Raw genomic sequence first — 13281 nt, 5'->3', positions numbered from 1 at the left:
CTGCAGGTCGCACCCTGCCTGCCTACGATGCCCGTGTGACGGGAGTGGCGGGAGCGGTCGCCGAGATCAGGGCGGTGTCCCGCGACGACCTCGCCCGTGACGTCGCCGTCGGTCTGGGCGACGCCGACGTGCAGCTGCGTGACCTGGTCCACCTGCACGTGGACGCGCTCACCACGGCCCTGGAGCTGGGGGCGCCCGAGCTGCTGGCCGAGCAGGTGCGGTGGGAGGCGACGCGGCTGCGCGGACTCGGTCTGGACCTCGAGGCGCTGGACGTGCGCCGCGCGGTGCTGCGGGCCCTCGGGCCCCACCTCAGCGCGCCGGCGACGAGCCGTGTCCGGCTGCTGCACGGGGAGGTCGCCCACCTCGTGGCCGACCCGGTCGCGCCGACCGGGCCGGAGCTGCCTGCGGGAGCCGCGGCGTACCTCCGCGCCGCGCTGACGCTGCGCCGCACCGAGGCGGTCGGCGTGGTGGAGCAGGCGCTGCGCCGCGGGGCCAGCGCCGCGGAGGTCACCCTCGGCATCCTCCAGCCCGCCCAGGTCGAGGTCGGCCGGCTCTGGCAGGCGGGACACATCACCGTGGCCCAGGAGCACTTCATCAGCGCGGTGACCCAGACCTGCCTCGCGCTCGTGGCCACCTCCACCGACCAGGTGTCGGCGCGCGCGACCTCGCGACTGGTGGCCTCGGCCGTGGGCACCGAGGGGCACGACCTCGGCCTGCGGATGCTGTGCGAGCTGCTGCAGGACGAGGGCTGGGAGACCGAGTTCCTCGGCGCCGGGGTGCCCGGGCCCGACCTCGTCTCGTTCGTCGCCGCCGTCGAGCCCGAGGTGGTGGCGCTGTCGGTGACGCTGCCCGCCGCCCTGGCGTCCGCCCGGGAGACGATCGGGCTGCTCCGCGCCGACCCCGCGTGCCGCGACGTGCGCGTGCTGCTCGGGGGGCGCGCCGTCGACGCCAAGCCCGAGCTGGCCCGGACGCTGGGCGCCGACGGCTGGGCCCCCGGCCCCGCCGAGGCGATCGCGCTGTGCCGCGGCTGGGCCACCCCCGCGTCGCCACCGGCCGCCGACGACGGCTCCCGCGCCTCGCGCCGCGAGCGCGCGCTGGCCGAGCTGGTGCGGCGCTACGAGTTCGAGGAGCGCAACGTCGAGGGCGCCCTGGAGCTCCTCGCCGCCCAGATGCGGCTCACCCCCGACGAGCTGATCGAGCGTCTGGCGCCGCCGCGGGGGTGACGGGGCACGGGGCCCCTCACCGCCCTACTCGACCCCGGGGACGATCCTCAGGTCGCGCACCGCGCCGCCGTCGAGGGCGGCGAGGGCCTCCTGGTAGGCCGGGCTGTCGTGGGCCTCGCGGGCCACCTCGACCGAGGGGAACTCCACCAGCACGGTGCGGGTCATCCGGCCGGCCTCGTAGACCTCCTCCGGCATGCCCCGGGCGATGAAGCGGCCCCCGGCCTCGCGGATGGCGGGCCCGGCCAGCTCGGCGTACGCCGCCAGCTTGGCCTCGTCGGTGATCTCCTGGTAGACGCTGATCCAGTAGGCAGTCATGCCGCCATCCTGTCGGACGGCGGCGGGAGGAGGAGCGGGTGGCCCTGGCGTGGCGTCCCTCGATGGGCCCCCGCCGGCCCGACGACCGGCGTGCCGCGCTGCAGGCGACGGTCTCGGTGACCGGGGCGGTGCTGCTCGTCGTCCTGCTCGACCGCACCGCGTGGACGGCGTACGCCGCGTTCGGCGCCTTCGCGGCGACCTACGGCCGCGGCCAGCCGCCCACCGAGCGACTGCGGAGACAGGCGCTGGGCGCGCTGCTGCTGGTGACCTGTGTGACGGCCGGGGCGGCGGTCGGGACGCTGGCCGAGCGCGACTGGTGGCTGGTGCTCGGGGGTGGCGTGGTGGCCGCGATCGGCAGCGCCGTGGTCGCGCTCGAGGAGTGGCGCCCGCCTGGGCCGGTCTTCCTGGTCTTCGGCTTCGGCGCGGTGGCGAGCGTGCCCCAGGAGCCGGGGTCGGTGCCGGTGGCGCTCGCGGTGTCCGCGGCGAGTGCCGGGTTCGCGTTCCTGGTCGGCAACGGCGCCACCCTGCTCCGTCGCACGCCGCACCGGCCGGTGCCGCTGCGGCGACGGCTGACCTGGCACCCCGCGCTGGCGGGCCTGGCCGTGGCGCTGGCGGGCGGCCTCTCGACGCTGCTCGGCATCGGCCACCCCTACTGGTCGATGGTGGCCGCGGTCGCCGTCGTGGTCGGCCGCGACCGCCGGCACCGCTGGGAGCGTGCGCTGCACCGCGTGGGCGGGACCCTCGCCGGGCTCGTGGTCGCCGCCGGGCTGCTGGTCGTCGTCGACGACCCGTTGGTGGCGGTGCTCGCCGTCGGGGTGCTGCAGCTGCTGACCGAGCTGGTGGTCACGCGGCACTACGCGCTGGCGTTGCTGTTCATCACCCCGCTGGCGCTGCTGATGGGCCAGCTGGCGGCGCCGCGCCCGGTCGGGTCGCTGCTGCTGGACCGCGGCGTGGAGACGGTGGTCGGAGCGGTGGTCGCCCTGCTGGTCGGCCTGGCCGGAGGTCGGCTGCTGCGGGCGGTGGCGCCGCGCGGCTGAGCCGGGTGCGCCGGGCCGAGCGGCGTATATCGTGGGCCGACGTCCCGGGCGGTCGCGCGCGGGACGGGCACGATCACGAGGGGGGTCCCGTGTCCGTCGTACGCCGTCCCCTCGCCGCGCGCGTGCTGGTCACCGCCGTCGTGCTCGTCGGCGTCGTCTTCGCCGCCACCACGGTGCCCGGCGTGCGGTCCCGGCCCGGCTTCTGGGTGCCGGTCGACGGCTGGCTGCAGGGCACGGCGTACGTCCTGATGGCGGCCCTGGCCGTGCTGCGTCCGCTGCTGGTGCGCCGCGACCGGCTGCTGTGGGGGCTGGTCGCGGCGGCCGTGACGGCCCGCAGCATCGCCTTCCTGCTGTTCTTCAGCGTGGTCCGCACGCAGCAGCCGATCCCGTACCCCTCGGTCAGCGACGGCTTCTGGATCACCAGCGCGCTGCTCCTGCTCGTGGCGCTCGCCTCGCGCGCCCGCCACGGTCGGGCGTCCGCGCTCTCCCGGCTCCTCCTCCTCGACGGGCTCGTCGGTGCGCTGGCGGCCGCGGGCCTGGCCCTGGCCGTCGTCGTCCCGGTGCTGCGCGCCGCCGACGCCCCCGGCACGCCGCCCGCGGCCGTGGGGGTCAACCTGGCCTACCCGCTGCTCGACGTGGTGGCGCTCGTCCTCGTGGCGGCCCTCGTGGCGGCCGGCTGCCGGGCGGAGCGGCCCGACCTGGTGCTGCTGGCCGGCATCGTGGTCTCCGCCGCGGTCGACGTGACCTACCTGCTGATGGTCAACGAGGGCGTGTGGCGCCCCGGCACCCCCGTCTCCGCCCTGGCGTACGTCGGCACCGCGCTCGTCTGCCTCGCCCCCTGGGCGTCCGCGGCCGACCTCCAGGACCGTCCCGAGCCAGGAGTGGCCGCGGAGCCGGACCAGACGACGCGGTCCATCACCGCCCCCGGGATCGCCTGGACCGCCGTGCTCGCCGTCTTCTCGCTGGTGGGGCTGCTGGTCGTCGAGGTCGTCGACGACCGCCCGTCGGTCCTCGCCCAGGTGCTGCTGACGAGCGCCGTCGTGGTCGCCATGGGCCGCGGCCTGCTGACGCTGCGCGAGGACCAGCAGGAGACCGACACGATGCTGGGCTTCAGCGCCCAGGAGCGGCAGCGGTTCGCGGCGCTGGTGGAGGCCTCCGACGACTTCATCGCCATCGCCGGCCTCGACGGGCGGCTGCTCTACCTCAACCCGGCCGGGCGGGCGCTGACCGGCATCCCGGCGGAGGCCGACGTGCGCGGGATGAGCTACGAGGCGTTCCGTCCCGACGAGGAGCTCGAGCGGTCGCGGTCGGTGGCGATGCCGCGGCTGCGCTCCTCCGGCCACTTCGAGTCGCGCACCTGGCTGCGGCACCAGGGCGGCGAGGAGCCGGTGCCGGTGCTCAGCCACAGCTTCGTGATGCGCAGCCCCAGCACCGGCCAGGCGTTCGCGCTCGGCAGCATCCAGCGCGACGTCACCGAGATGGACGAGGCGCAGCGCCAGCTGCAGCGGCTCGCCGACGAGCGCCAGCAGCTGCTGACCCGGCTGGTCGAGGTGCAGGACGACGAGCGCGCCCGGATCGCCGCCGACGTCCACGACGACTCGGTGCAGGCGCTGGCCGCGGTGCAGCTGCGGCTCGGGCTGCTGGAGCGCCAGCTCGACGAGCACCTCGACGACGAGCAGCGCCGGTCGCTGGCGACCGTGCAGGAGACGGTGGCGGGGGCGACCGCCCGGTTGCGGCACCTGCTCTTCGACCTGGAGTCGCCGGCCCGGCGTACGGACCTGGTGACGGCGCTGGAGGAGGCCGCGTCGTACGTGCTGGGGGAGGTCGGGGTGACCTGGACCGTCCACGGCGAGCGGACGGCCGTGCTGCCCGAGGCCACCCGCGTCACGGCCTACCGCGTGGCCAAGGAGGCGCTGGTCAACGCGCGCAAGCACGCCGACGCCACCCACGTCCACGTCGACGTGCGGACCGACGAGCACGGGGTGGCGGTGAGCGTGGTCGACGACGGGCGCGGCATCGAGGCCGGCCACGACGAGTCGCGCCCCGGGCACCTCGGCCTGGCCGGGATGCGCGACCGCGCCGCGGTGGCTGGCGGTCACCTCGAGGTCGAGGCCGGTCCCGAGGGAGGCACGTGCCTGCGGGTCTGGCTGCCACTGCCCCCGTCGGGGGACGCCGTGGCACAGTGACCGGCGTGAGCGTGCGCATCGGATACAAGGCCTCGGCCGAGCAGTTCGACCCCCGTCGGCTCGTGGAGCTCGGCGTCCTCGCCGAGGAGGTGGGGCTCGACAGCGTGATGGTCTCCGACCACTTCCAGCCGTGGCGCCACGTCGACGGCCACGCGCCGTACGCCATGTCGCTGCTGGCCGCGCTCGGTGAGCGCACCGAGCGGATCGTGATGGGTACCTCGGTGCTCACCCCGACCTTCCGCTACAACCCGGCCGTGCTCGCCCAGGCCTTCGGCACGCTGGGCTCGCTCTACCCCGATCGCGTGCTGCTCGGCGTCGGCACCGGCGAGGCGCTCAACGAGACGGCCGTGTCGGGCGCGGCGTGGCCGGAGTTCAAGGAGCGGTTCGCGCGGCTGCGCGAGTCGGTGCGGCTGATGCGCGCGCTGTGGGCGGGGGAGCGGGTCAGCTTCGACGGCGACTACTACCGCACCGTCGACGCGACCGTCTACGACCGGCCCGAGGGCGGCGTGCCCGTCTACGTCGCCGCAGGCGGACCCGTCGTGGCGAAGTACGCCGGCCGCGCCGGCGACGGCTTCATCTGCACCAGCGGCAAGGGCATGGAGCTCTACACCGACAAGCTGCTCCCGGCCGTGCTCGAGGGCGCCGAGGCCGGGGACCGCGACCCCGCGACCATCGACCGCACCATCGAGATCAAGCTGTCGTACGCCGCGACCCGTGAGCAGGCGCTGGAGAACTGCCGCTTCTGGGCGCCGCTGTCGCTCACCCCCGAGCAGAAGCACGGCGTCGACGACCCGGTCGAGATGGCCCGCGTGGCCGACGAGCTGCCGATCGAGCAGGTCGCCCAGCGCTGGATCGTCGAGACCGACCCCGACGCCGTCGTCGAGGACGTCCGCCCCTACCTCGAGGCCGGCTTCGAGCACCTCGTCTTCCACGCCCCCGGCCACGACCAGGAGACCTTCCTGCGCGACTTCGGCCGCGACGTCCTCCCGAGGCTCCGCAACCTCTAGCCCACGCCGACCGGGCAATCGCCGCCCGCCCGAGCACGCCGACCGGGCAGCTCTCGCGCGCGCAGGGGCGCCGAGCGGGCAGTTGTCGCGCGCGGTGCGGGGTACGGGCCCCCTGACCGCCCGACCCGCTCGAGAGGACCCCGCATGTCCAGCAGCTCCACCCCGTCCGTCGCCCTGCTCGGCACCGGCACCATGGGCGCCGGGATGGCGCGCAACATCGCCGCCGCCGGCCTGCCGCTGACGGTCTGGAACCGCAGTCCTGAGAAGGCACGGCCGCTGGCCGACGTGGCCACCGTGGCCGACGACCTGGTCTCCGCGGTCGAGGGCGCCGACGTCGTGGTCACCATGCTGTACGACGCCGACAGCGTCGTGGACACCATGGAGCAGCTGCGCGGCCACCTCGGTGCCGACACGGTGTGGCTGCAGCAGAGCACCATCGGCGTCGAGGGCTCCGACCGCGTGGTGGCGCTGGCCGCCGACCTGGGCGTCATGTTGGTCGACGCCCCCGTGCTGGGCACCAAGAAGCCGGCCGAGGACGGTGCCCTGGTGGTGCTCGCGGCCGGGCCGAGCGACGTGCGCGACCGGGTGGCGCCGGTCCTCGACGCCGTCGGCAGCCGGACCATCTGGGTCGCCGAGGAGCCCGGCGGCGGCAGCCGGCTCAAGCTGGCCGCCAACGCGTGGGTCGTGACCGTGCTGGAGGGCGTCGCCGACTCGTTGACGCTGACCCGCGAGCTGGGTCTCGACCCCGCGCTGTTCCTCGAGGCTGTCAGCGGCGGGGCGATGGACGCGCCGTACGTCCAGCTCAAGGGCAAGGCGATGCTCGCCGGCAGCTACGAGCCGGCCTTCGCGCTGTCGGGCGCGCTCAAGGACGTCGACCTCATCCTGGCGGCGGCCGGGTCCGCCGGGGTCGACCTGGCCGCGATGCCGGGCATCCGCGACCACCTCGCCCGCGCCGTCGACGCGGGCCACGGCGACGAGGACATGGCCGCGACGTACGCCGCGCACTGAGCACGGATCGCCCGCTCGGCGCTCCTGGACGTGCCAGGAGTGCCCGCTCGGCGGTCGTGGACGTGCTGGGAGTGCCCGGTCAGCGGAGGGGGAGGCCGGTGCGGTCCTCGAGCTCCTCGAGGGTCGCGCCGTACGGCTCCCTCAGTCGTACGCCGGCCGGCGTGATCTCGAAGACGCCGTGTTCGGTGTAGACCCGGCTGACGCAGGCCACGCCGGTGAGCGGGTAGGTGCACTCACGCACCAGCTTGGACGCGCCGTCCTTGCCGAAGAGCGTCATCATCACGAACACGTCCTTGGCGCCGATGGCGAGGTCCATCGCCCCGCCGACGGCCGGGATCGCGTCGGGCGCGCCGGTGTGCCAGTTGGCCAGGTCGCCGTTGACCGCGACCTGGAAGGCGCCGAGCACGCAGACGTCGAGGTGACCGCCGCGCATCATCGCGAAGGAGTCGGCGTGGTGGAAGTACGACGCCCCCGGCGTCTCCACCACGGGGATCTTGCCGGCGTTGATCAGGTCGGGGTCGACCTCGTCGCCCACCGCGGCCCGGCCCATGCCGAGCATGCCGTTCTCGGTGTGCAGCACCACGCCGCGCTCGAGGTCGAGGTGGTCGGCGACCAGCGTGGGCTGACCGATGCCGAGGTTGACGAACGCGCCGGTGGGGATGTCGTCGGCGATCATCGCCGCGATCTGGTCCTTGGTGAGGCGGTCGCTCACGGGGTCACCACCACTCGGTCGACGTAGATGCCGGGGGTCACGACGACCTCCGGGTCGAGCTCGCCGGTCGCCACGACGCGGCTGACCTGCACCACGGTGGTGGTGGCCGCGGTGGCCATCACCGGTCCGAAGTTGCGGGCGGTCTTGCGGTAGACGAGGTTGCCCGTCCGGTCGGCCACGTGGGCCTTGACCAGGGCGTAGTCGCCCCTGATCGGCAGCTCCAGGACGTAGCGGCGCCCGTCGATGGTGCGCTCCTCCTTGCCCTCCGCGAGCGGCGTGCCGACGCCGGTGGGGGAGAAGAACGCGCCGATCCCGGCGCCGGCCGCGCGCATCCGCTCGGCCAGGTTGCCCTGCGGCACCACCTCGAGCTCGATCTTGCCGGCGCGGTAGAGGTCGTCGAAGACCCACGAGTCGCTCTGGCGGGGGAACGAGCAGACCATCTTGCGCACCGCGCCGGAGGCCAGCAGCGCCGCGAGCCCGGTGTCGCCGTTGCCGGCGTTGTTGTTGACCACCGTCAGGTCGCGGGCGCCGCGGCGACGCAGCGCGTCGATCAGCTCCACCGGCTGGCCGGCGGCGCCGAAGCCGCCGATCAGCACGGTCGCGCCATCCGGGACGTCGGCGACCGCGGCGTCGGCCACTGCTGCGGCGTCCGTCGCGTCGGTCGCCTCGAGGACGTCGGTCACGACGCCGCCCCGGGGTTCTCCAGCACCACGGCCAGGCCCTGGCCGACCCCGATGCAGATCGCGGCGACGCCCCAGCGGCGGCCCTCGGTGCGCAGCACCTTGGCCAGCGTGCCGAGGATGCGGCCGCCGGAGGCGCCCAGCGGGTGACCCACGGCGATGGCGCCGCCGCGGGTGTTGACGATCTCCGGGTCGACCTTCCAGGCGTCCAGGCAGGCCAGCGACTGCACCGCGAAGGCCTCGTTGAGCTCGACGGCGCCGACGTCGGACCAGCCGATGCCGGCCCGGGCGAGTGCCTTCTCGGCCGCCTCGACGGGGGCGTAGCCGAAGGCCTGCGGCTCGAGCGCGTGGGCGGCCCGGCCGGCGATGCGCGCCAGCGGGTCGCGCCCGAGGGCGGCCGCGGCCGCCTCGCTGCCGAGCAGCACCGCGGAGGCGCCGTCGGAGAGCGGGGAGGCGTTGCCGGGGGTGATGGTGCCGTCCTTGCGGAACGACGGGCGCAGCCTCGCCAACGAGTCGACGTCGGCCGACGCGCGGACGCCCTCGTCGCGGGTCAGCTCGCTGCCCTCGACGACGACGGTGAGGTCGTCGTAGAAGCCGTCCTCCCACGCCTGGTGGGCGCGGCGGTGCGAGGAGACGGCGAACTCGTCCTGCCGCTCGCGCGAGATGCCGAACCGCTCGACCAGCTGCTCGTTGGCCTCGCCCAGCGAGACCGTCCACTCCTCGGGCATCTGGGGGTTGACGAACCGCCAGCCCAGCGCGGTCGAGACGGCCTCGAGGTTGCCGGCCGGGAAGGCGCGGCTGGGCTTGGGCAGCACCCAGGGCGCGCGGGTCATCGACTCCACGCCGCCGGTCAGCACGACCTCGGCGTCGCCGGTCTCGACCTGGCGGGAGCCGATCATCGCGGCGTCGAGCGAGGAGCCGCAGAGCCGGTTGACGGTCACGCCCGGCACCGAGACCGGGAGCCCGGCCAGCAGCGTGGCCATCCGGGCGACGTTCCGGTTCTCCTCGCCGGCGCCGTTGGCGTTGCCGAGGACGACCTCGTCGACGGCCGCCGGGTCGAGGCCGGGGGTCCGCTCCAGGACCGCCTTCAGGACGGTCGCGGCGAGGTCGTCGGGCCGGGTGCCGGCGTACGCGCCGCCGAACTTGCCGAACGGGGTGCGGACCGCGTCGTAGACGAACGCGGCGTGGGTGGGGTTGCTCATCGGGTTCCTCCGGTGGGGGCCAGGTCGGTGGTGTCGACGCCCAGGTCGGTGAGGACCTGCTGCGCGACGCGGAAGGCGGAGTTGGCGTCCGGGACGCCGCAGTAGATCGCGCTCTGCAGGAGCACCTCACGGATCTCGGCGACGGTCAGGCCGTTGGTGATCGCGGCCCGCACGTGCATCGCGAGCTCCTCGTGGTGGCCCCGGGCGACGAGGGCGGTGAGGGTGATCATCGAGCGGCTGCGGCGGTCCAGGCCCGGGCGGGTCCAGACCCCGCCCCAGGCGTACTCGGTGATGAAGCGCTGGAAGTCGGCCGTGAAGTCGGTGGTGGCCGCGATCGCGCGGTCGACGTGGGCGTCGCCCAGCACCTCCCGGCGTACGACCATGCCGGCGGCGTGGCGCCCGTCGTCACCGGCGTCGTCGCCGGCGCCGGGCTCCGGCGCGGGGTCCTCGCCCAGCACGTGCTGGCGGATCAGCGCCGCGACCCGCTCGGGCTGCTCGGCCGGTGCCAGGTGGGCGGTGTCGGCGAGCTCGACGTAGCGGCCGTCGCGGACGCCGTCGGCGACCTCCTGGAGCTTCGCCGGGGGCGTGGCCACGTCGTGGACGCCGGCCACGGCGAGGACGGGCGCGCCGACCTCGCCCAGCCGGGGGCGTACGTCGAACCCGGCCAGCGCCTGGCAGACCAGGGCGTACCCCCGGTCGTCGGCCTCGGCCAGCGCGTGCAGCAGCGCCGACCCGGTCTCCAGGGAGCGCTCGAGGAAGCCCGGGGCGAACCAGCGCTCGGCCGACCCCGCCACCATCACGGCGGTCCCGGAGACGCTCACCTGGCCGACCCGGCCCTCCCACATCGCGGGCTCGCCGATCTGCGCGCCGGTGCACAGCAGCACCGCCGAGGTGACCCGGCCGGGGTGGTCGAGCAGCAGCTGCAGGCCGACCGCGCCGCCGACCGAGTCGCCGGCGTAGGCGAAGCCGCCGCCCAGCTCGCCGCGCTGCTCCAGGACGTCCTCGACCACGCGGAGCACGCCCGCGGCGAGGTCGGCCACGGTGAACGGCTGCTCGGGCACGGAGTGGTTGTAGCCGTGGCCGGGGAGGTCCCAGGCCAGCACGTCGAAGACCTCGGTCAGCCCGGCCCGGGCGCACCCGGTCCACAGGGTCGCGGCGGAGGTGCCGAGCGAGGGGCCCAGCACGAGCAGCGGCAGCCGCTCGCGGTGGGCGGCGCCGGTCAGCCGCGCGGCGGTCACGGTGGGGGCGTCCATCTAGTTCTCCTCACGGGCGCGGGCGAGCACGCCGTCGATGATGCTCGCGGTGGCGCCCAGGTAGTGCGCCGGGTCGAAGTCGTCCTCGGGCCGGGGCCGGGTGGAGCCCGCGGGCGGCGCGGTCAGCTCGCGCATGCTGCGGCGCTCGGCCAGCAGGGCCGAGGACCGCTGCGCGACCAGGGCGCTCATGGCGCCGGTGTCGACGTGCAGGCCCTCGAGCACCTCGGCGGCCTGCGAGGCGGCCACGAGCGTGCGGCGCGACAGCGTCGCCAGCGTGGCCCACTCGGTGTGCCACCCGCCGTCGGGCCGCTCGTCGACCGCCTCGGCGGCGGCCAGGTGGAGCTGCGCCGCCAGGGCGGGCGCGGCCAGCGCCGCGCGGCGCACGAGCACGCTGAGCACGGGGTTGGCCTTCTGCGGCATGGTCGAGGAGCCGCCGCGCCCGGCGACCGCCGGCTCGGCGAGCTCCCCGACCTCGGGGCGGGCCAGCACCAGCACGTCGTTGGCGACGTGGCCGAGCGCGTCGGTGGTGCGGACCAGCGCGTCGGCGTACGCCGTGAACGGGGTGCGGACGGTGTGCCACGGCGGCGAGGCCTCGAGGCCGAGCCCGCGGGCGAGGTCGGCGGCCGCGTCCAGGGCGGCGTCGGGGCCGCCCGCGATCTCGGCCACCGCGGCCAGGGTGCCGGCGGCGCCGCCGACCTGCACCGGGAAGCGGAGGCCGCGCAGCGCGTCGCGGGCGTCGAGCACCCCGCGCAGCCACTGCGCCGCCTTGAGCCCGAAGGTGAGGGGCACGGCGTGCTGGGTCAGGGTGCGGCCGGCCATGAGGTCGTCGCGGTGCCGCTCGGCCAGCGTCGCGAGCGCGGCGACCTGGCGGTCCAGCGTGCCCAGCAGCTGGCGCGTGGTGGTGCGGGCGCCCAGCACGAGCGCGGTGTCGACGACGTCCTGGCTGGTCAGCCCCCGGTGCAGCCAGCGGCCGGGGTCGGCCACCGGACGGCCCCCGCGTTCGCGCAGCAGCGTGAGGAGCGGCACCAACGGGTTGCCGCTGGACTCCGCGCGCGAGGCGACCAGGGTGACGTCGGCCGAGGTGACGAGCGAGGTGAGGTCGCGACGGGCCGCGGGCGGGGCGATGCCGCGGTCGACGAGCACGTCGAGCCACGCCTGCTCCACCGCGACCAGGCCGTGCAGCAGGGCGGAGTCGGTGAAGACCTCGCCGGCGCGCTCGTCACCGGGCCACAGCAGGTCCGCCATCAGGCGGGCGACCCGTGGCCGAGGAACACCGTCTCGTCCTCGCCCTGGAGCCGGACGTCGAAGACGAAGCCGTGCTCGTCGCGGGTCGCCACCAGGGTGTGCCGCCGGTCCTCGGGCACACCGGCCAGGAACGGGTCGGCGGCGAGCGCATCCTCGTCGAGCGGCAGGTAGACGCGGGTCAGGAGGCGGTCGAGCAGACCGCGGGCGAAGACCGTCATCGCCACGAAGGGCGCCCGCCCCGGGGTGGTCGCACCCGGCACGACGGTGGTGAAGGTGTAGCGGCCGGCCGGGTCGACCGGCGTACGTCCGAAGCCGGTGAACTCGAACGGGTCGCGTCGCAGCGACCCCTCGGCGGTGGAGGCACGCCCCTCGGCGTCGGCCTGCCAGATCTCGAGCAACGCGTCGGGGACCGGGTCGCCGTGGCCGTCGTACACCGTGCCGCGCAGGCGTACGGCGCCCGGGTGCGACGCCGGGACCAGCAGCTCGCCGCCGGCGACGGGCAGGGCATAGCCGAAGAACGGGCCGATGGTCTGGCCCGGGGTCGCCACGAGGGGCGTGGTCGGGTCGCTCACTGCTCGGCCTCCATGGGGGTGCGGTGCGTGCCGGTCAGCACGATGTCCCAGCGGTAGCCGGTGGCCCACTCGTGCTGCGTCACCTCGTGGTCGTACGCCGCGACGAGCCGCTCGCGCGCCCGGGGATCCACGATCGCCTGGTAGATCGGGTCGAGCGCGAACAGCGGGTCGCCGGGGAAGTACATCTGCGTGATCATCCGCTGCGTGAACTCGGTGCCGAAGAGCGAGAAGTGGATGTGCGCCGGGCGCCACGCGTTGCGGTGGTTCTTCCACGGGTAGGGACCGGGCTTGATCGTGGTGAACCGGTAGGTGCCGTCGGCATCGGTCAGGCAGCGCCCGACGCCGGTGAAGTGCGGGTCGACCGGGGCGGGGTGCTGGTCGCGCTGGTGGATGTAGCGGCCGGCGGCGTTGGCCTGCCAGACCTCGACCAGCTGGTGGCGCACCGGCCGGCCGTCGGCGTCGAGCACCCGGCCGGTCACGACCATCCGCTCGCCGACCGGGTCGCCGCCGTGCTGGATGGTCAGGTCGGCCTCGGCCGGCCCGACGTCGCGGTGGCCGAACACGGGGGCGACCAGCTCGACGCCCTCGGGGTCGGCGTGGTGGAGGTCCTTGGTGGGGTGGCGCAGCAGGCTCGACCGGTAGGGCGCGTAGTCGAGCCGGGGGCGCGTCTCCTCGCGCCCCGCCGCGTCGTACTCCTCGCGGATGCCGGCGATCTCGGCGTCGATCCGGGCCTGGGTCGCCAGGGCGGCGTCCGGTGCCGTGTCGGTGGTGGGGGTCACCCCTGCAACGTAGGGGAGCCGGCCCGCCGGACGGAGGGCCGCCCTTCCGCTGAGCGGAATCA

The 13281-nt window shown here is 75.4% G+C and carries 13 protein-coding genes; 5 read left to right on the top strand and 8 right to left on the bottom strand.

Features of this window, described 5'->3' with window-relative positions; translation table 11 throughout:
- Nucleotides 1–35 precede the first annotated feature (35 nt).
- Nucleotides 36–1223, top strand: a complete 1188-nt coding sequence (locus ASG49_RS07815) for a B12-binding domain-containing protein (RefSeq protein ID WP_082533849.1) — start codon at nt 36–38, stop codon at nt 1221–1223.
- A 24-nt stretch (nt 1224–1247) separates the two neighbouring features.
- Here the strand turns inward: ASG49_RS07815 and ASG49_RS07810 are convergent, their stop codons facing one another.
- The gene (locus ASG49_RS07810) at nt 1248–1538 is read right to left on the bottom strand and encodes a DUF1330 domain-containing protein (RefSeq protein ID WP_056539215.1); all 291 of its coding nucleotides are present in this window, start codon (nt 1536–1538) and stop codon (nt 1248–1250) included.
- A gap of 38 nt (nt 1539–1576) precedes the next feature.
- Between ASG49_RS07810 and ASG49_RS07805 the strand changes: the two genes are divergently transcribed.
- The 4 genes from ASG49_RS07805 to ASG49_RS07790 all read left to right on the top strand — a co-directional run bounded on the left by ASG49_RS07805 (nt 1577) and on the right by ASG49_RS07790 (nt 6776).
- Nucleotides 1577–2575 carry an FUSC family protein gene (locus ASG49_RS07805; RefSeq protein WP_056539212.1) on the top strand — a complete coding sequence of 333 codons (999 nt, stop codon included), beginning with the start codon at nt 1577–1579 and terminating at the stop codon, nt 2573–2575.
- 89 nt (nt 2576–2664) lie between these two features.
- Complete coding sequence (locus tag ASG49_RS07800; protein WP_056539210.1) at nt 2665–4761, top strand: PAS domain-containing sensor histidine kinase; 2097 nt, start codon at nt 2665–2667, stop codon at nt 4759–4761.
- Between the two features lie 5 nt (nt 4762–4766).
- Nucleotides 4767–5768: a glucose-6-phosphate dehydrogenase (coenzyme-F420) gene (fgd, locus tag ASG49_RS07795; protein ID WP_056540028.1), complete on the top strand. Its 1002-nt coding sequence runs from the start codon at nt 4767–4769 to the stop codon at nt 5766–5768.
- Between the two features lie 144 nt (nt 5769–5912).
- On the top strand, nt 5913–6776 hold the full coding sequence (locus tag ASG49_RS07790; protein WP_056539207.1) for an NAD(P)-dependent oxidoreductase: 864 nt from the start codon (nt 5913–5915) through the stop codon (nt 6774–6776).
- A gap of 79 nt (nt 6777–6855) precedes the next feature.
- Here ASG49_RS07790 and ASG49_RS07785 read toward each other — a convergent pair whose 3' ends face one another.
- The 7 genes from ASG49_RS07785 to pcaH are packed head-to-tail and all read right to left on the bottom strand — an operon-like array spanning nt 6856 to nt 13219.
- Nucleotides 6856–7488 carry a 3-oxoacid CoA-transferase subunit B gene (locus ASG49_RS07785; protein WP_056539205.1) on the bottom strand — a complete coding sequence of 211 codons (633 nt, stop codon included), beginning with the start codon at nt 7486–7488 and terminating at the stop codon, nt 6856–6858.
- Entirely contained in the window at nt 7485–8126 is a 642-nt protein-coding gene (locus tag ASG49_RS07780; protein ID WP_056540027.1) for a 3-oxoacid CoA-transferase subunit A, read from the bottom strand. Before ASG49_RS07780 ends, ASG49_RS07785 begins: the two co-directional genes overlap by 4 nt.
- 41 nt (nt 8127–8167) lie before the next feature.
- Entirely contained in the window at nt 8168–9370 is a 1203-nt protein-coding gene (locus tag ASG49_RS07775) for a thiolase family protein (RefSeq protein WP_056539203.1), read from the bottom strand.
- Nucleotides 9367–10623, bottom strand: coding sequence for a 4-carboxymuconolactone decarboxylase (pcaC, locus tag ASG49_RS07770; RefSeq protein WP_056539200.1), 1257 nt, complete (start codon nt 10621–10623; stop codon nt 9367–9369). The genes ASG49_RS07775 and pcaC overlap by 4 nt, the downstream gene beginning before the upstream one ends.
- The gene (locus ASG49_RS07765) at nt 10624–11868 is read right to left on the bottom strand and encodes a lyase family protein (protein ID WP_056539195.1); all 1245 of its coding nucleotides are present in this window, start codon (nt 11866–11868) and stop codon (nt 10624–10626) included.
- Nucleotides 11868–12440: a protocatechuate 3,4-dioxygenase subunit alpha gene (gene pcaG / locus ASG49_RS07760; protein WP_056539193.1), complete on the bottom strand. Its 573-nt coding sequence runs from the start codon at nt 12438–12440 to the stop codon at nt 11868–11870. Before pcaG ends, ASG49_RS07765 begins: the two co-directional genes overlap by 1 nt.
- Nucleotides 12437–13219 carry a protocatechuate 3,4-dioxygenase subunit beta gene (pcaH, locus tag ASG49_RS07755; protein ID WP_056539189.1) on the bottom strand — a complete coding sequence of 261 codons (783 nt, stop codon included), beginning with the start codon at nt 13217–13219 and terminating at the stop codon, nt 12437–12439. Before pcaH ends, pcaG begins: the two co-directional genes overlap by 4 nt.
- Nucleotides 13220–13281 lie beyond the last annotated feature (62 nt).

It is taken from the genome of Marmoricola sp. Leaf446 (assembly GCF_001424755.1).
Taxonomy (GTDB): Bacteria; Actinomycetota; Actinomycetes; order Propionibacteriales; family Nocardioidaceae; genus Marmoricola.
The sequence above is the reverse complement of the archived record's forward strand: the minus strand, read 5'-3'. Positions and strand labels throughout refer to the sequence as shown.

What these genes read in the sequence shown, in the direction of transcription:
- ASG49_RS07790 (WP_056539207.1), top strand. Translation starts at nt 5,913, where the DNA reads ATGTCCAGCAGCTCCACCCCGTCCGTCGCCCTGCTCGGCACCGGCACC.
- ASG49_RS07810 (WP_056539215.1), bottom strand. Translation starts at nt 1,538, where the DNA reads ATGACTGCCTACTGGATCAGCGTCTACCAGGAGATCACCGACGAGGCC.
- pcaC (WP_056539200.1), bottom strand. Translation starts at nt 10,623, where the DNA reads ATGGACGCCCCCACCGTGACCGCCGCGCGGCTGACCGGCGCCGCCCAC.
- ASG49_RS07775 (WP_056539203.1), bottom strand. Translation starts at nt 9,370, where the DNA reads ATGAGCAACCCCACCCACGCCGCGTTCGTCTACGACGCGGTCCGCACC.
- ASG49_RS07765 (WP_056539195.1), bottom strand. Translation starts at nt 11,868, where the DNA reads ATGGCGGACCTGCTGTGGCCCGGTGACGAGCGCGCCGGCGAGGTCTTC.